We start from the raw sequence: 16830 nt of genomic DNA, 5'->3' as shown, positions 1-16830 counted from the left end.
CACTTGGCCGCCCATTTCCTGCAGCTCTCTGGCCGGTCAGCCCAGCATCCTGGCGTGCTCTTCCCGCGGCGGAGGTTGTCCACAGCCCCCGCCCCGTCCCCAGAACCCCGTTCGCCCCACCCCCCTCACCCCGCCCCGCCGTACCGTCACTGCCGTGCGCTCCCCCGACCCCACCACCGAGCAGGCCATAGCCGAGGCGAGGCTGCGATCGATCACCCACCCAGGGACGGGCGAGCGCACCCCAGGCCTCCCACCCACCTTCCAGGCATTCCGCGCAGCAGTAGCCACCCAGGCCCCCACCCGCACAGGCGTACGCGTCCTCATAGCCATAGGCGTCCTGGCAGCCGCGATAGCCGCGTTCACCTTCTGGCGCTCAACCCCCACCCCCGCACCACTCCCCCCACCCCCGGCCGCCCCCACCACCCCACGCCCAACAGCCTCGGTCACCATCCACATCACCGGCAAAGTACGCACCCCAGGCGTCTACCGCCTCCCCACCGGATCGAGGGTCACCGACGCCCTGGCGGCAGCCGGGGGCCTGCGCAAGGGCATCGACCCCAGCCCCCTGAACCTGGCCCGCCGCCTGATCGACGGCGAGCAGATAGCGGTGGGCGCCCCCGAGGCGATGGCAGCCCTGGCCGCCGACCCCGCAACGTCGATCATCGACCTCAACACCGCCACCCCCACCCAGTTGGAACAGTTACCGGGCGTAGGCGAGGTCCTGGCCACCCGCATAGCCGAGTTCCGCGACACCAACGGCGGTTTCACCAGCGTCGACCAGCTCAAGGAGGTGACAGGCATAGGCCCCCGCAAGTATGAAGACCTCAAAGACCGAGTCCGCGTATAGCGCCGCCGTCTTCCCCGCCCTGGCCACCTGGGCCACCGCCCTGATCCTCCTGGCAGCCCCGCCCAAGGCCGCGTTCGTCTGCGCAGCGATAGCCATAGCACTAACGGCGATCCTCTACAAAACAGGCGAGTGGCGAGGAACAGCCGTAGCCACAGCCGCCTGCACCGCCGCAGCAGCGGCAACAGTGGCCTTCCACACCCAAGCGATAACAACAGGCCCGATACCAGCCCTGGCCAAGAGAGGCATCACAGCGACAGCAGAAGTGGTCCTCACAGACGACCCCCGAATCCGCAGGAACCCCCGCTTCCCCGGCGAAAGCGTGGTGGCAGAAGCCCGCCTAGAACGCCTGCAAACCCCCACAACCCACCTAACCCTGAACACCCCGGTAACCCTCTTCGCCACCGGAGGCTCCTGGCGCGCCCTCCTCCCCAGCCAACGCCTGAAGATCACCGCAAAACTGACCCCCGCCAGCCCCTCCGACCTGACAGCAGCCCGCCTCCTGGTGAAGGGCACCCCCGCCCCCATAGGAACCCCGTCAACCCTCCAAACCGCAGCAGGAGCCCTACGCTCCGGCCTGAGAGCAGCAGCCACCCCGTTCCCTCAGGACCAACGCGGCCTACTCCCAGCCCTGGTGGTAGGCGACACCTCCCGCATGGACCCCCAGGTAACCGCCGACTTCAAAGAAGCAGGCCTAACCCACCTAACCGCCGTATCCGGCGCCAACCTGGCCATCATCGCCGGCGCCACACTGGCCATATCCCGCCTGACGCCCCTCCCCCTCCCCGCAAGAGCAGCCCTGGCCGCAACAGCCATGATCGCCTTCGCCGTGGTAGCCCGCCCCTCCCCCAGCGTCCTACGCGCCCTGGTCATGGGCCTGGCAGCAGCCCTGGCACTGGCCACCGGACGCCCCCGCGACGGCGTAGCCGCCCTCTCCGTCTCCGTCCTACTACTGATCCTCTTCTCCCCAGACTTGGCCCGCTCGTACGGCTTCGCCCTCTCCGTAACCGCCACCGCCGGCATCCTCCTCCTGGCCCCTCGCTGGCGCGACCACCTATTAACCCTCCAACGGCCACCCCAGCCACCCCTCCACACCCCAGCCCAACCTCCGCCCCACACCCAAGCTCATCCCCCGCTCCACACGCCAGGCCAACCGCCGCCGCCAGCCTCCGTCGCCCCAGCTCAGCTCCCGCCCCCAACCCCGTACACCCCAGCCCAACCTTCGCCAGCAACGCCACCCGCCCAAGCCCGCATGACCGCCCCAGCGGATCCCACGCCCGTAAACCCCACCCCTGGTGACCCCACCCCCGAACCCGTCACGGCGGGACCCTTCACCACCGAAGCCCTCGCCACCGAACCCCTTACGGCCGGACCCCTCACCACGGGACGCCCTACCACCGGACCCCTCACCACGGGACGCCCTACCACCGGCCCCCTCACCACGGGACGCCCTACCACCGGCCCCCTCACCACGGGACCCCCTACGACCAGACGCTCCACGACGGCACGCCCGGCCGCCTACCTCACCCGCACCAAGGGAGCCCTCCAGACCCGAAGCACTGGCAATCGAAACCGCTCACACCCCAGACCCCCCATGGCCAAGGCGGCGGCGAACCTCCTGCGGCCCCGGCGAGCCATGCCCAGGTGGCTGGCGGAGGCGATCGCCGTACCGGCTGCCGCGCAGCTCGCCGTGACGCCGGTGCTGATCCTGATGTCCGGCCAGATCACCCCGGTAGCGGTGATCGCCAACCTCCTGGCCGGTCCCGCGGTCGCCCCGGCGACAATCCTGGGCTTCGCCGCCGCAGTTGTGGCCCCGATCAGTGTGGAGGCGGCCCAAATCCTGCTGATCCCAGCCGGATACGCGGTCGGCTGGATCATCACGGTCGCGCGGTGGGCGGCGAACCTGCCGTTCGCCACCATCCCGTGGCCAGGCGGCCTGCTCGGCCTGGCATTGCTGGCGATGGCGGTGGCGGTAGCCGTACCTCTGCTCCGAAACCAACGATGCCGAGCGATCACCCTGGCGGTAGTAGCGGGCGTACTGGTGGCATCCATAACCCTCCCACCAGCCCTGTCCCCATGGCCCCCGCGCAGATGGCTGATGGTGATGTGCGACGTAGGCCAGGGCGACGGCATAGCCATAGCCGCAGGCCCAGGCAGGGCGGTAGTGGTCGACACAGGCCCGGACCCCACCCCCATGGACCGCTGCCTAAGCGACCTAGGCATCCAGGAGATCCCCTTGATCATCCTGACCCACCCCCACGCCGACCACACAGGCGGCCTCCCCGGAGCCCTAAAGAACCGCAGAACAGGCGCAGCCCTCCTAACCAGCCACCCCACCCCGCCCCCCATCACCCAAACCCTGACAACCCACAAGATCCCCCAATGGACCGCCACCCCCGGATCCCAATGGACCTTCGGCCCCTCGGAGCTAACAGTCCTAGCCCCACCCACAGCACCCCCAACCACCCACACCACCACCGAAGGCACCGAGATCAACAACACCAGCGTCGTACTCCGCGTCCGCTGGCGAGCAGGCTCCATCCTGCTGAGCGGCGACATAGAAACCGAAGCCCAAGCCGCCCTCCTGACCACCGCCTCCCCAGCCGCCGACATCCTGAAGGTCCCCCACCACGGCTCCGCCCGCCAGGACCCCGCGTTCATCACCGCGGTGGGCGCCAGAGCAGCCCTGATCAGCGTCGGCTCCGACAACAGTTACGGCCACCCCGCCCCCGCCACCCTCTCCCTCCTCCACCGCTCAGGCGCCCGCATCTACCGCACCGACCAGTCCGGCGACCTAGCCATAACCGACCACAACACCACCCTGGCCATCACCCCCCGCAACTAACCCCGGCCAACACAGGGCCTCCCCTTCAGCCGTCCAACCGCGCGCCCCCTCTCACCCCCTGCCGTCTTCCGCACCCCCACTCACGACCACCCCGCGACTTCGAGGCCACGCCGTCCGCCTCCCGGCTCCCGACCGTCCAGACCCGGTCCGTGGCGCGGCGGCGCTCGCCTAACCCAGGGCCCTGTCGGCGCCAGCCCGAAACCCAGGTCCCCAGCCGAGACCCGCTCCTCCAGTGCCGGTCCGTAAGCCAGGTCTCAGGCTTGGCTGCGGGCCGGGTGGGTGGGTCGTGGATTGAGTTCCTGGTTGTCGGTGTGACGTGGCATGCTGCTCGACATGGCCGCAACCGATCCACCACTCGTGACCCTGGTCGTCGGCGACGAGGAACTGCTGGCTGAGCGGGCCGTTGGCGAGGTTGTCGCCATCGCGCGTGCTGCCGATGCCGGGGCGGAGGTGCACGATCTGGTCGGGTCCAAGGTGGCGCAGGGGGAGCTGACGCAGTTGGCCTCGCCGTCCCTGTTCGGCGACCGGTCGGTGGTGGTGATCCGGTCGGCGCAGGATCTGGGCAAGGATGTGATTGCCGAGGTGCTGGCCTATGCGGGGCAGCCTTCCGACGACACGGTGCTGCTGCTGGTGCATCCCGGCGGGGTCAAGGGGAAGGCGCTGGTCGACGGGCTGAAGAAGGCTCGGGTCAACGTCGTCACCGTCAGCAAGCTCACCAAGCCCGCCGAACGGCTCGACTTCATCAAGAACGAGGTGAAACGGGCCAAGCGCGCCATCGCCGGTGACGCGGCCCAGGCGCTGCTGGAAGCCGTAGGCAACGATCTTCGTGAGCTGGCGGCGGCGTGTAGTCAGCTCGCGTTCGACACGCAGGAGAAGACGATCACGCTGGCGGCGGTCGCGCGCTATCACAAGGGGCGGGCCGAGGTCACGGGGTTCAACGTGGCGGACTCCGCCGTCGAGGGGCGGCTGGCGGACGCGCTGGAGCAGTTGCGCTGGGCGCTGGGCACGGGGGTGGCGCCCGTGCTGCTGGTCAGCGCGATGGCGGGCGGCCTGCGGTCGCTGGCCAAGGTGGGCGGCGCGCCGCGCAACCTTCGCGGCGGTCAACTGGCCGGCCACCTGGGGATGCCGCCGTGGAAGGTCGATCGGGTACGCCGCCAGCTCAACGGCTGGGGACCGGAAGGCTTGTCCCGGGCGCTCCAGGCAGTGGCGGTGGCCGACGAGCAGGTCAAGGGCGGCGGCGCCGACCCGGGCTACGCCCTCGAACGCGCAGTCCAGACGATCGTCTCCAACCGCACCGGCCGCTGAGCCCAGCTCCAGCACACGGGCAAGAAGGTCGGCCCAATCTCGACATACGCCCTGGACTCGGGGTGCATGGCCAGGAAACCCCATGTGCCGCCCGGGGTGAGGGGCGGAGCGGGTCATGAGGGGCCGGACGAGTGAAGGCGGCGGGCGCGTGGTGAGGGGCCGGGCGGGTCGTGAGCGGCCGGGCGAGTGGTGAGGGGCGGCCCGGGAGACGAGCGGCGGAGCGGGGCATGAAGGGCCGTGCGGGTGGTGAGCGGGCGGGCGCGTGGTAAGCGCGGGGCAAGCCGTGGGGTCGGGCGGGTCGTCAGGGGGCGGGGGTGGTTAGGTGGGGGTGAGGGTTATGCCGAGGGTGCCGGGGCCTACGTGTGCGCCTACCACGGCGCCTATCTCGACCAAGGTGAGGTCGCGGAGTTGAGGTAGGCGTTTGCGGAGGCGGTCGGCCAGAGATTGGGCTCGGTCGGGGGCGGACAGGTGTTGGACAGCCACGTCCACCGGAGATGAGGCGGCGGCCTCCACGGCCAGGTCTTCCATGCGGGCCACCGCCCGAGCAGCCGTGCGGACCTTTTCCAGGGGCTGGATGGTGCCGTCCTTGATGTGCAGCAGGGGTTTGATCATGAGGGCGGAGCCGAACAGCGTGGCGGCCGCGCTGACCCGGCCGCTGCGGCGGAGCTGGTCCAGGGTGTCGACGTAGAAGAACGTACGGGTGGCGGCGGCGCTGGCACGCGCGGCCGAGGCCACCGAGGCGAGGTCGGCGCCCTGGGCGGCGGCGCGGGCGGCGGCCAGGACCGGGTATCCGAGGCCCATGGCAAGCGACCGGCTGTCCACGACCTCGACCGGTAATGATGCTGACGAGGCGGCCAGTTCGGCCACGCCGACGGTTCCGGACAGTTCGGCCGACAGGTGGATGGAGACGATCGCGGTGTGCCCGGCCGAGGCGAGCGTACGGTAGCAGGCGGCGAAACGTTCGGGTGCCGGCTGCGACGTCGTCGCCGTGGCCAGGTCGCCGGTGAAGTCGGGCTCGTCGTACGCCGTCCCGCCCGCCACCACGGAGAGGGGAACGACGGAGACGCCATCGACGGCGGGCAGGTAGGCGGTGGAGTCCGTGACGACGGCGACCGAAGGCGGCATACCCCGAGATTAACTACTGAACGGGGGTGCCACCCCGCCAGACCCGGCGCGGCTTGAGGCCGAAGGACCAGGCGAAGGCGCCCTCGTGGTCGGCGTCCCACTGGACGATGTCGGCCAGGCGGCCGGGTGCGAGCACGCCGCGGTCGGGCGCGCCCAGGACGGTGGCGCCACCGAGTGTGGCGGCGCGCAGCGCGTCGTTGACGCTCATGCCGAAGGCGGCCACGGCCATCGCGATGACCTGGGACATCGAGGTGATGCCGCAGTAGCCGGGGTTGTGGTCGCTGCCGAGGGCGACGATCACGCCGTGCTTGATCATCTTTCGCACCGGCGGGAGGTTGCCGCGCTGGAGCGCGGTGGCCGGGCAGACGACGGCGGGCACGCCGTACCTGGAGAGGATGGCGAGGTCCTCGTCGGAGGTGTGGTGGAGTCCGTCGGCGGAGGCGCAGCCGAGTTCGGCGGCCAGTTGGACGGCGCCGCGGCGGCTGAACAGGCCGGCGTGGATGCGCGGCAGCAGGCCGACGTTGCGGCCGGAGGCGAGGACCCAGCGGGATTCCTCGGTGGTGAAGTGGCCCTCGTCGCAGTAGACGTCGACGCTGTCGGCTCCGGCGGCGGCCGCGTCGGCGCACCAGGCGCCCACGGCCTCGACGTACTCGCGCTGGCGGCCGAAGTACTCGGGCGGGACCACGTGTGCCGCGAGGAAGGTGACGTGCACCCGCGGCATCATCGGCTCCTTCTCCAGCTCGCGCAGGAGCCGCACGTCGGCCAGTTCGCCGTCGCGCGTCAGGTGGTAGCCGGTCTTGGCCTCGACGGTGGTCGTGCCGCTGAGCAGCCAGGCGCGAAGGCGCTCGCGCACGCCGTTGCACAGCGTCCACGGGTCGGTGCCGCGGGTCACGGTGACGGTGGAGCCCACGCCGCCGCCCGCCGCGGTGATCGCCGAGGAGGTGGAGCCGCCGGTGCGGATGGCCAGTTCGGCGTAGCGGTTGCCGGCGTAGACCGGGTGGGTGTGCGCGTCGATGAGGCCGGGCGTGACGAGGGCGCCGCCGAGGTTCTCCACGTGGTCGACGTCGACGATGTCGTCGACGACGCCGGGCACGCTCTGCGGCAGGTCCGGCGCGCGGCCGACCCAGGCGATGCGGTCGTTGTGCACGAGGATGGCCGCGTTGCTCAGGACCTCGTTGCCGGTCCAGAGGCGGCCGATGTTGGTCAGCAGGCGAACGGTCACCGCATCACCGCCACGCACGGACGCGAAACACAGCGCACGGCTTCCGCCGCGCCCACTGAGTCCGCTCCGGGTCCGGACGACATGGGGTCTCCTGCTCTCATCCGCCAATGATGTGCGGTGACCGTTTCGCCGGACACATGATCCGGCGATTTCAGTTCAGTTACGTTATTTCACAGGTCGGCCGACTGTACAGGGTTATTCGGAAGAAATCACAATCGTCACAGCGCCCCCTGCATGCGTCTCGTCCCGCAGCAGCCATCATCCGCAACCCGTGCCCTTTGCTCTCCTGAGGCTTGGCCAATGGTAGCAATCCCAAGCACATCAAGGCCACTGTCGCATTTGTCAGGATTTAAGATGTACGGCTACCGCCATACGCTGGGCATTCACCCAATCGAGATAGCGGCAGCCGTACCGTGAAAATGGAGATCAGACCCGTTCGACCGGCTTGGCGACCTTCTCCAGCTCGTGGAACAGGCTCGACAGGACCCAGGCGTGCAGGATCGTGCCCTCCTCCACGTGCTCGACGGAGACGACCTCGCCCTCCTCGTGGGCCCGCGAGACCAGGTCTCCCCTGTCGTAGGGGACCAGCAGGCGCACCTCGTGGTCCAGGCGGGGCAACTGCCGTTCGATGAGCTCCATGAGCTCGGGCAGGCCCGCGCCGGTCCGCGCGGAGACGACGATGCTGTTGCGCTCGCGCCGCATGACGCGGTCGATCACTTCCTGGTCGGCGGCGTCGGCCTTGTTGATCACCACGAGCTCGGGCACGTCGAGCGCGCCGTCGATGGTGGAGAAGACCTCGCGGACCGCCGCGATCTGCCCCTCGGGGTCGGGGTGTGAGCCGTCCACCACGTGGAGGATCAGGTCCGCGTCGGCGACCTCCTCCAGCGTGGACCGGAACGCCTCCACCAACTGGTGCGGCAGGTGGCGCACGAAGCCGACGGTGTCGGCGATCGTGAACAGCCGCCCGTCCGGCGTGCGCGACCTGCGCACGGTCGGGTCCAGGGTGGCGAACAATGCGTCCTCGACCAGCACGCCCGCACCGGTGATGCGGTTGAGCAGCGAGGACTTGCCCGCGTTGGTGTAGCCGGCGATGGCCACGGCCGGCACCTCGCGGCGCTGGCGCTGGTGGCGCATGACCTCGCGCGAGGTGGACATACCGGAGATCTGCTTGCGCAGCTTCGACATGCGCTCGCGGATGCGCCGCCGGTCGAGCTCGATCTTGGTCTCACCGGGTCCGCGCCCGCCGACGCCGACGCCGTTGGAGGAGCGGCCGCCGACCTGTCGCGACAGGTTGCCACCCCAGCCACGCAGGCGCGGCATGAGGTACTGCAACTGGGCGAGCTCGACCTGGGCCTTGCCCTCGCGGCTCTGCGCGTGCTGGGCGAAGATGTCGAGGATCAGCATCGTCCGGTCGACGACCTTCACCTTGACGACCTCTTCGAGCTCGCGCAGTTGCGCCGGGGTCAGCTCGCCGTCGCAGATCACCGTGTCCGCGCCGGAGGCGTCGACGATGTCGCGCAGCTCCAGCGCCTTGCCGGAGCCGATGTAGGTTGCCGGGTCGGGCTTCTGGCGCCGCTGGATGAGGCCTTCGAGCACCTCGGATCCCGCTGTCTCGGCCAGGAGCTTGAGCTCCAGCAGGGAGTTTTCCGCATCGCTCGAAGACCCGGAGGTCCAGACGCCCACGAGGACCACCCGCTCGAGTCGGAGCTGGCGGTATTCGACCTCGGTGACGTCCTGGAGTTCCGTGGACAGGCCTGCCACGCGGCGCAGCGCGTGGCGCTCTTCGAGGTCCATCTCGCCGGTCTCGATCTGGTCGAGCGTGGAGTAATTCTGCATTCGTGTCATCTCTAATAGGGAACGTCCGGACACCGTGGTGTCTTCCCCAGATGGTGGCACGACATCCCCGCCGCCAACACCTGGTTATCCGGGCACCACGCTGATGTTGCCCGATCCGGCCTCGATGTTCACGCGGTTGGCGGCGCCCGGGTCGTTGGTGACCTCGACCTTGGAGTCTCCGGAGTCGGCGTTGGCCCTGACGTTGTAGGAGCCGCCGGGCAGGGTCAGTGTGACGTCGCCGGATCCGGCTTCGAGGCTGACGTCGCTGGGGGCGCTGGCGTACTTGAGGTCGATGCTGCCGGAACCCGCGTCGGCCAGGACCTTCTTGCCGCCGAGGGAGGAGGCCTCGATGTCGCCGGAGCCCGCGGAGGCTTCGAGCTCGCCGGTGAGGTTGCGCAGCGTGATGGTGCCGGAGCCGGCGTCGGCCTTGACCTTCAGGCCCTTGGGCACCTCGATCTTGTAGCTGACGCTGCAGGAGCCGAAGCCGCCCTTGCAGTCATAGGTGACGCGCAGCGTGTCACCCTCGACCTTGTGCTCGGCCTGGGGTTTGTTGTTGCGCCACTGGAGGGTTTCCGTGACGCGGATGCCCGCGCGCTCGCTCTCGGTGATCACGATGTCGCCGGATCCCGAGTTGACGTCCAGGGCCGCGACCTTGTCGTTCACGTCGTAGCTGACGACGCTCTCCTCGGTGGGGCCCCCAATGCTCGCCAGCCCGCAGCCGGTGAGGACGGCCGTGGAGGCCAGCAGAGCCCCCGCGAACACGATTGTTTTCATGTCTCAAATCTGCCCCGGCGAGGCGGGGGCCCACATCCGGGATACCCCCTACTCCACCCCCGTCTTTGACCCTCGACCCCTCATGAAGTAGCTTCACTTCCATAATCCAGAACATGTTTTCCACGCCATGGAAAGGGGTTTCGGCCCATGGAGATCACCGGCCCGATGCTCGACCGGTTCGACGAGGTCCTTACCCCGGAGGCGCTCGAGTTCGTGGCAGCGCTCCATCGGCGTTTCGACGCCCGCCGCCTGGAACTCCTGCAGGCCAGGCAGGCGCGGCAGGCGGAGCTGTCGGCCGGTGGCACGCTCGACTTCCTGCCCGAGACGAAGGCGGTCAGGGAGGGCGAGTGGCAGGTGGCCGCCCCCGCGCCTGGGCTTGAGGACCGCCGGGTCGAGATCACCGGCCCGGTCGACCGGAAGATGACCATCAACGCGCTCAACTCCGGCGCCAAGGTCTGGCTGGCCGACTTCGAGGACGCCAACTCGCCGCTGTGGGAGAACTGCGTCGCCGGCCAGCTCAACCTGCGCAGCGCCCTGGAGCGCGCCATCGACTTCGAGACCGGTGGCAAGAGCTACACGCTGGGGCCCGACGAGGAACTGGCCACGGTCGTGGTCCGCCCGCGCGGCTGGCACCTCAACGAGAAGCACGCTCTGGTCGACGGCCAGGAGGTCGCCGCCTCGCTGTTCGACTTCGGCCTCTACTTCTTCCACTGCGCGCGCCTCCAGCTCGACAAGGGCAAGGGCCCGTACTTCTATCTGCCCAAGATGGAGTCCCACCTCGAGGCGCGCCTGTGGAACGACGTCTTCGTCCACGCGCAGGACGCGCTCGGCATCCCCCAGGGCACGATCCGGGCGACCGTCCTGATCGAGACGTACCCGGCCGCGTTCGAGATGGAGGAGATCCTGTACGAGCTGCGCGAGCACTCGGCCGGTCTCAACGCGGGCCGCTGGGACTACCTCTTCAGCGTGATCAAGAAGTTCCGCACGCGGGGCAGGGAGTTCCTGCTGCCCGAGCGCAACGCGGTGACGATGACCGCCCCGTTCATGCGCGCGTACACCGAACTGCTGGTCCGCACCTGCCACAAGCGGGGCGCGCACGCGATCGGCGGCATGGCCGCGTTCATCCCGAGCCGCCGCGACCCCGAGGTCAACGCGGTCGCACTGGAGAAGGTGCGCGCGGACAAGACCCGCGAGTCGGGCGACGGCTTCGACGGCTCGTGGGTGGCGCACCCCGACCTGGTGCCGATCTGCCGCGAGGTCTTCGACGGCGTGCTCGGCGCGCGTCCCAACCAGCTCGACCGCACCCGCGAGGACGTCCAGGTCAGCGCCGAGGACCTGCTCAACGTCTCGGCCACCCCCGGCGGCATCACCGAGACCGGGCTGCGCAACAACGTGGACGTCGCCCTGCGCTATCTGGCCGCCTGGATGGGCGGGCTCGGCGCGGTCGCGATCCACAACCTCATGGAGGACGCCGCCACCGCCGAGATCTCCCGCTCGCAGATCTGGCAGTGGATCCACAACGGCATCGCGCTGGCCGACACCGGCGAGACGGTCACGAAGGAACTGGTCGAGCGGATCATCGCCGACGAGCTGGCCAAGATCGCGAAGGAGCCCGGCTACGACGCCGAGCGCTACGCCCAGGCCGAGGCGCTCTTCAAGGAGGTCGCGCTCGACGATGATTTCGCGGAGTTCCTCACCCTTCCGGCTTATGCTCGCATGCCATGACCCCTCTGGCTGAGCTCATCACGGCGCTTCAGGGGGTGGCCTCGGGTGAAGGCGAGGTCATCACCGACCCGGTACGCCTGCGCACCTACGAGTGCGACGGCCTGACCTACCACCGGGCCACCCCGGGCGTCGTGGTGCTCGCCGACTCCGCGGCACAGATCGCCGCGATCGTCAGACTCTGCAACAGGTACGGCGTGCCGTTCGTCGCCAGGGGATCGGGCACGGGCCTGTCCGGCGGCGCGCTGCCCAGGACCGACGGCGTGCTCATCGTCACCTCGAAGATGCGGCGCGTCCTGGAGATCGACCTGCCCAACCGGCGCGCGGTCGTCGAGCCGGGCGTCACCAACCTGGCGATCACCGAGGCGGTACGCGACCAGGGCTACTACTACGCCCCCGACCCCTCCAGCCAGCAGATCTGCTCCATCGGCGGCAACGTGGCCGAGAACTCCGGCGGCGCCCACTGCCTCAAGTACGGCTTCACCGTCAACCACGTCGAGGCCCTGGAGATCGTCACCCCCGACGGGGACATCGTGACGCTTGACCGGATGGATCCGGGTTACGACCTGCTCGGGGCGTTCGTGGGCTCGGAGGGCACGCTGGGCATCGCCACCAAGGTCACGGTACGGCTCAGCCGTACCCCTGAGGCCGTGACGACGGTGCTGGCCGCCTTCGCGAGCATCGAGCAGGGCGGCCAGGCGGTGTCGGCGATCATCGGCGCGGGGATCGTGCCGGCGGCCATCGAGATGATGGACGCGCTGTCGATCGAGGCGGCCGAGGCCGCGGTGGCCTGCGCCTACCCCGAGGGGGCCGGGGCGGTGCTGATCGTGGAGCTGGACGGGCCGGCCGAGGCGGTCGAGCGGCAGTTCGCGCAGCTCAAGGAGTTGTGCGCGGGGGCGTTCGAGCTGCGGGTGGCGGCCGATCCGGCCGAGCGGGCGGCGATCTGGAAGGGCCGCAAGTCGGCGTTCGCGGCGGTGGGGCGGATCAGCCCGGCATACATCGTGCAGGACGGCGTGGTGCCGCGCACCAGCCTACCCGCGGTGCTGGCGAGCATCGACCGGCTCTCCGCCGAGTACGGGATCAAGGTGGCGAACGTCTTCCACGCGGGCGACGGGAACCTGCACCCGCTGGTGCTGTTCGACGACGCGGAGCCGGGGGCGGGCGAGCGGGCGGAGACGGTGTCGGGCAAGATCCTCGATCTGTGCATCGAGAACGGCGGATCGATCACGGGTGAGCACGGGGTCGGGGTGGACAAGTCCCGATATATGCCGAGGATGTTCTCCGACGACGATCTCGACACCATGCAACTCGTCCGCTGTGCCTTCGACCCCTCGAACCTGTCCAACCCCGGCAAGGTCTTCCCCACGCCGCGGCTGTGCGGCGAGGTGCCCGGCGTGCGCAGGGGCGTGCATCCCCTGGTCGAGTCGGGGAAGGCGGAGCAGTTCTGATGGCGGACGTGGCGGCGCGGGCGCTGGCCGGGAGCGGCGTGGCCGTACGCGAGGCCGGTCCGCTCGACGCGGTCGGCGGCGTGCGGCCCGGTCTGGTCGCGCTGCCGGAGTCGGTGGAGGAGATCTCCGCGCTGCTGCGCGCCTGCGCCGCGGCGGACCTCGCCACGGTGACCGTCGGGGGCGGCACCAAGCTCGACTGGGGCGCGCCGCCCGAGCGCTGCGACGTGCTGATCGACACCTGCTGCATGAACGAGATCATCGAGCACGCCGCCGGCGACCTCGTGGTCCGCGCGCAGGCGGGCGTCACGCTGGCGGCGCTCGCCGCCCACCTCGCGGCGCAGGGCCAGGAACTCGTCTACGACGGCCCGTTCCGCGACGAGGCCACCGTCGGCGGCCTGCTCGCCACCGGCGCCACCGGCCCCCGCTCCTTCCGGTACGGCACGCCGCGCGACCTCCTCATCGGCATCACCGTCGTCCTGGCCGACGGCACCATCGCCAAATCCGGGGGCAAGGTCGTCAAGAACGTCGCCGGCTACGACCTGGGCAAGCTGTTCACCGGCTCGTTCGGGACGCTCGGGGTGATCGCGGAAGCCACTTTCCGTCTGCATCCGCTGGCGGCCGAGCGGGTGTGGGTGCGCACGCGCGTGGCTCCCCCGCAGGTCCAGGAGTTCGCGGTACGGCTGGCCGCGGCGCAGGCCGAGCCTGCGGCGGTTGAGCTGGACTGGCCTGGAACCTCCGGTCCTGTCACGATCGCGGCCTTGGTGGAGGGCGCGGCCGCGGAACGTCGTGCGCGGGCGCTCTTGGACAGCGAGGGCGACGGCGGTGGCCTTGTCGGTGAGGGCGGTCGCGGTGATGGTGAGGGCGACGCCGACGGCGGTGAGGTCGCCCTGATGGGTGGGCATGGTGGCATGCCCGCCTGGTGGGGCGAGGTGGGGGACGGCGAGTGGCTGGCCGAGGTGCGCTGCCTGCCCGATCGGGTCTCAGGGGTTCTGGGTGCCTTGGAGGGCTCTGGGCTGGCTTTGCGGGGTTCGCCGGTCTCCGGGCGGTTCTTCCTCTGGGGGGACGGGTCCGAGGCCGGGGCCGGGGCCGGGGCCGGGTTCGGGTTCGGGAAGGCGGTGGACGGGCTGCGGGGGGCGGGGGCCCGGGTCAGCGTGCTGGCCTCGCCGTACGCGGTGGACAGGTGGGGTGAGGTGTCCGCGCTGCCGCTGATGCGGCGGGTGAAGGAGCGGTTCGATCCCGGGCGCAGGATGTCCCCCGGCCGGTTCGTGGGAGGGATCTGACGGTGGATCCGAAGCTGATCAAGGACTGCGTGCACTGCGGGTTCTGCCTGCCCACCTGCCCGACCTACGTGCTGTGGGGCGAGGAGATGGATTCCCCTCGCGGGCGGATCCACCTCATGAAACAGCACACCGAGGGCACACCGGTCACTCCCCAGATGGCCGGGCATTTCGACGCCTGCCTCGGGTGCATGGCGTGCGTGACGGCGTGCCCGTCCGGGGTGCAGTACGACCGGCTGATCGAGCAGACGCGGGCCGAGGTCGAACGGGTGCACGTGCGCGATCCGCTGGAGCGGGCGGTGCGCGGGATCGTGTTCAGCCTGTTCCCCTATCCCCGGCGGCTTCGGGCGTTGCGTCCTGGTATCGGGCTGGCCGAGCGGATGGCGCCGTTCCTGGAACGGGTGCATCCGAGCCTGGGCGCGATGGCCGCCCTCGCACCGCCGGTCGCCCCTCGCAGGCAGCGCCTGCCCCGCCGGGTACGGGCGCGCGGGCCGCGCCGGGCCGTGGTCGGCATGCTCACCGGGTGCGTGCAGGGGGAGTTCTTTCCCCAGGTCAACGCCGCGACCGCGCGGGTGCTCGCGCTGGAGGGGTGCGAGGTCGTGATCCCTCCCGGCCAGGGTTGCTGCGGCGCCCTCAGCGTGCACTCCGGCCGCGAGGACCAGGCCCGCCGCTTCGCGCGGCGCACCATCCGCACCTTCGAACGCGCCGGAGTCACCACCGTCGTCGTCAACGCCGCCGGGTGTGGCTCGTCCATGAAGGAGTACGGCGAGCTGCTCGCCGGCCAGCCGGACTGGGCGGCGAGGGCCCGTGCCATCAGGACCGTCGATCTGGCCGAATGGCTCGCCGAACTCGGCCCCGCCGCCACCCGCCACCCCCTGCCCCTGACCGTCGCCTACCACGACGCCTGCCACCTGGCCCACGCCCAGGGCATCCGGGCCCAGCCGCGTGCACTGCTGTCGGCCATTCCCGGGTTGTCGGTGCGTGAGGTGCCGGAGGCGGCGATCTGTTGCGGGTCGGCGGGGACGTACAACATCTTCCAGCCGGATGCGGCACGTGAGCTGGGTGAACGGAAGGCCAGGTCGGTGGCGTCGACCGGGGCGGAGGTGCTGGTGTCGGCGAACCCGGGGTGCACGATGCAGATCGCCTCGGCTGTGGGGCGGGCGGGGGGCTCGATCCGCGTGGCCCACACGGCCGAGATCCTCGACGCCTCGCTACGTGGTGTCTCCCTACGCGACGTCTCACCGTGAGGGACGCAATGACCCACCGACACGCCACCCCAGCCCGGTCCCTCACCCCTGCGGCCGTCAGACCGCAGACCGTCATCCCCCAGACCGTCAGACCGCAGACCATCAGACCAAGGGCCGTCGGACCCCAGGCCGTCGGACCCCAGGCCGTCAGACCCCGGACCGTCAGACCCGGGACCGTCAGACCTGGGACCGTCAGACCCCAGGTTGTCCGGCCGCAGGCCATCGACCCCGAGGCTGACAGACCCCAGGCCGTCAGACCGCAGACCGTCAGACCCGAGGCTGTTGGACCCGAGTGGGTTGGGTCGTGGGGGTTGGGTTGGTCTGGAGGTGGGTGGATCGGGAGTAGGTTTCCCGGGGGAACGGGTGGGGAGCGAGCGGGGGTGAGCGGGTGAGCGTGCAGTCGGTTGATCGGGCGCTCGACGTGCTGGAGGCGCTGGCCGAGCATGGCGGCGAAGCGGGGCTGTCGGAGATCGCGGCCAGGACGGGCCTGCCGTACGGGACGATCCACCGGTTGCTCCAGACCCTGCTGTCACGCGGGTATGTACGCCAGGAGTCGGACCGGCGCTATGCCCTCGGGGGCGGGCTGGTACGGCTGGGCGGTATCGCCGAGCGGATGGTCGGGGTGTGGGCGCAGCCGTACCTGACCAGGATGGTCGAGTTGTCCGGCGAGACGGCCAACCTGGCCGTGCTGGAGGGTGACTTCATCGTCTACGTGGCGCAGGTGCCGTCGCCGCGCAGGTTGCGGATGTTCGCCGAGGTGGGGCGGCGGGTGCTGCCGCACAGTACGGCCGTGGGCAAGGTGCTGCTCGCCGACCGGACCACCGACGAGGCCCTGAGCCTGTTCGAACGCACCGGCATGCCCCGCAAGACCGCCAACACCATCACCGACCCGCAGTCCATGCTCGCCGAACTGGACCGGGTCCGCGTTCGCGGCTACGCGATGGACCTGGGCGAGGAGGAACTGGGCGTCCACTGCCTGGCGGTACCGGTCCAGGACGGCAACCGCGTGGTGGCCGCCATGTCCGTCTCCGGCCCCGCCGAACGCATAGACGCCCTGGACCGGGACGAACTCGCCACCGGCATGCGCAAAATCGCCACCGCCTTCGGCACCGAACTCAGCCCCGCCCCCTGACCCACCCTCCACACGCTCCGCCACCCCTCCAACGAAACCCATCCCACCTGCCC

Annotated in this window: 12 protein-coding genes and 1 pseudogene; 9 read left to right on the top strand and 4 right to left on the bottom strand. The window is 70.2% G+C overall.

The features are described from left to right. Positions 1-154 precede the first annotated feature (154 nt). The 4 genes and pseudogenes from ACIBEJ_RS22315 to holA all read left to right on the top strand — a co-directional run bounded on the left by ACIBEJ_RS22315 (position 155) and on the right by holA (position 4994). A complete protein-coding gene (locus tag ACIBEJ_RS22315) occupies positions 155-847 on the top strand; it encodes a helix-hairpin-helix domain-containing protein (protein ID WP_397184691.1) in 693 nt (230 codons plus the stop codon). Continuing rightward, positions 816-1907, top strand: a pseudogene (locus ACIBEJ_RS22310) (ComEC/Rec2 family competence protein); the annotation flags it as partial. The gene ACIBEJ_RS22315 and the pseudogene ACIBEJ_RS22310, both read left to right, overlap by 32 nt. Before the next feature lie 573 nt (positions 1908-2480). Continuing rightward, positions 2481-3689, top strand: a complete 1209-nt coding sequence (locus ACIBEJ_RS22305; RefSeq protein ID WP_397185278.1) for a ComEC/Rec2 family competence protein — start codon at positions 2481-2483, stop codon at positions 3687-3689. A gap of 321 nt (positions 3690-4010) precedes the next feature. After that, positions 4011-4994: a DNA polymerase III subunit delta gene (holA, locus tag ACIBEJ_RS22300; RefSeq protein WP_397184690.1), complete on the top strand. Its 984-nt coding sequence runs from the start codon at positions 4011-4013 to the stop codon at positions 4992-4994. A gap of 318 nt (positions 4995-5312) precedes the next feature. Here holA and ACIBEJ_RS22295 read toward each other — a convergent pair whose 3' ends face one another. From ACIBEJ_RS22295 to ACIBEJ_RS22280, 4 genes are all read right to left on the bottom strand, one after another. Further along, positions 5313-6119, bottom strand: a complete 807-nt coding sequence (locus ACIBEJ_RS22295; protein ID WP_397184689.1) for a DegV family protein — start codon at positions 6117-6119, stop codon at positions 5313-5315. A gap of 13 nt (positions 6120-6132) precedes the next feature. Further along, complete coding sequence (gene hutI / locus ACIBEJ_RS22290; RefSeq protein ID WP_379616555.1) at positions 6133-7341, bottom strand: imidazolonepropionase; 1209 nt, start codon at positions 7339-7341, stop codon at positions 6133-6135. A 426-nt stretch (positions 7342-7767) separates the two neighbouring features. Then, entirely contained in the window at positions 7768-9186 is a 1419-nt protein-coding gene (gene hflX / locus ACIBEJ_RS22285) for a GTPase HflX (protein WP_397184688.1), read from the bottom strand. 75 nt (positions 9187-9261) lie between these two features. Continuing rightward, positions 9262-9951: a DUF4097 family beta strand repeat-containing protein gene (locus tag ACIBEJ_RS22280; protein WP_397184687.1), complete on the bottom strand. Its 690-nt coding sequence runs from the start codon at positions 9949-9951 to the stop codon at positions 9262-9264. 147 nt (positions 9952-10098) lie between these two features. Here ACIBEJ_RS22280 and aceB point away from each other — a divergent pair, with 147 nt between their 5' ends. The 5 genes from aceB to ACIBEJ_RS22255 all read left to right on the top strand — a co-directional run bounded on the left by aceB (position 10099) and on the right by ACIBEJ_RS22255 (position 16777). Further along, positions 10099-11676: a malate synthase A gene (gene aceB, locus ACIBEJ_RS22275; protein WP_397184686.1), complete on the top strand. Its 1578-nt coding sequence runs from the start codon at positions 10099-10101 to the stop codon at positions 11674-11676. Then, entirely contained in the window at positions 11673-13121 is a 1449-nt protein-coding gene (locus ACIBEJ_RS22270; protein ID WP_397184685.1) for an FAD-linked oxidase C-terminal domain-containing protein, read from the top strand. The genes aceB and ACIBEJ_RS22270 overlap by 4 nt, the downstream gene beginning before the upstream one ends. After that, on the top strand, positions 13121-14401 hold the full coding sequence (locus tag ACIBEJ_RS22265) for an FAD-binding oxidoreductase (RefSeq protein WP_397184684.1): 1281 nt from the start codon (positions 13121-13123) through the stop codon (positions 14399-14401). Before ACIBEJ_RS22270 ends, ACIBEJ_RS22265 begins: the two co-directional genes overlap by 1 nt. 2 nt (positions 14402-14403) lie before the next feature. Beyond that, on the top strand, positions 14404-15645 hold the full coding sequence (locus ACIBEJ_RS22260) for a (Fe-S)-binding protein (RefSeq protein WP_397184683.1): 1242 nt from the start codon (positions 14404-14406) through the stop codon (positions 15643-15645). Positions 15646-16033: 388 nt separating this feature from the next. Beyond that, complete coding sequence (locus ACIBEJ_RS22255; protein WP_397184682.1) at positions 16034-16777, top strand: IclR family transcriptional regulator; 744 nt, start codon at positions 16034-16036, stop codon at positions 16775-16777. The last annotated feature ends 53 nt before the right edge of the window (positions 16778-16830 follow it).

The organism is Nonomuraea sp. NPDC050790 (assembly GCF_044456745.1).
In the GTDB taxonomy this organism is placed as follows: Bacteria; Actinomycetota; Actinomycetes; order Streptosporangiales; family Streptosporangiaceae; genus Nonomuraea.
Note: the sequence above shows the minus strand (reverse complement) of the source record. Positions and strands in the feature narration are given on the sequence as shown.

Coding starts and splice junctions, on each gene's coding strand:
- ACIBEJ_RS22305 (WP_397185278.1), top strand. CDS start 2,481: ATGCCCAGGTGGCTGGCGGAGGCGATCGCCGTACCGGCTGCCGCGCAG.
- holA (WP_397184690.1), top strand. CDS start 4,011: ATGCTGCTCGACATGGCCGCAACCGATCCACCACTCGTGACCCTGGTC.
- ACIBEJ_RS22295 (WP_397184689.1), bottom strand. CDS start 6,119: ATGCCGCCTTCGGTCGCCGTCGTCACGGACTCCACCGCCTACCTGCCC.
- hflX (WP_397184688.1), bottom strand. CDS start 9,186: ATGACACGAATGCAGAATTACTCCACGCTCGACCAGATCGAGACCGGC.
- ACIBEJ_RS22280 (WP_397184687.1), bottom strand. CDS start 9,951: ATGAAAACAATCGTGTTCGCGGGGGCTCTGCTGGCCTCCACGGCCGTC.
- aceB (WP_397184686.1), top strand. CDS start 10,099: ATGGAGATCACCGGCCCGATGCTCGACCGGTTCGACGAGGTCCTTACC.
- ACIBEJ_RS22270 (WP_397184685.1), top strand. CDS start 11,673: ATGACCCCTCTGGCTGAGCTCATCACGGCGCTTCAGGGGGTGGCCTCG.
- ACIBEJ_RS22265 (WP_397184684.1), top strand. CDS start 13,121: ATGGCGGACGTGGCGGCGCGGGCGCTGGCCGGGAGCGGCGTGGCCGTA.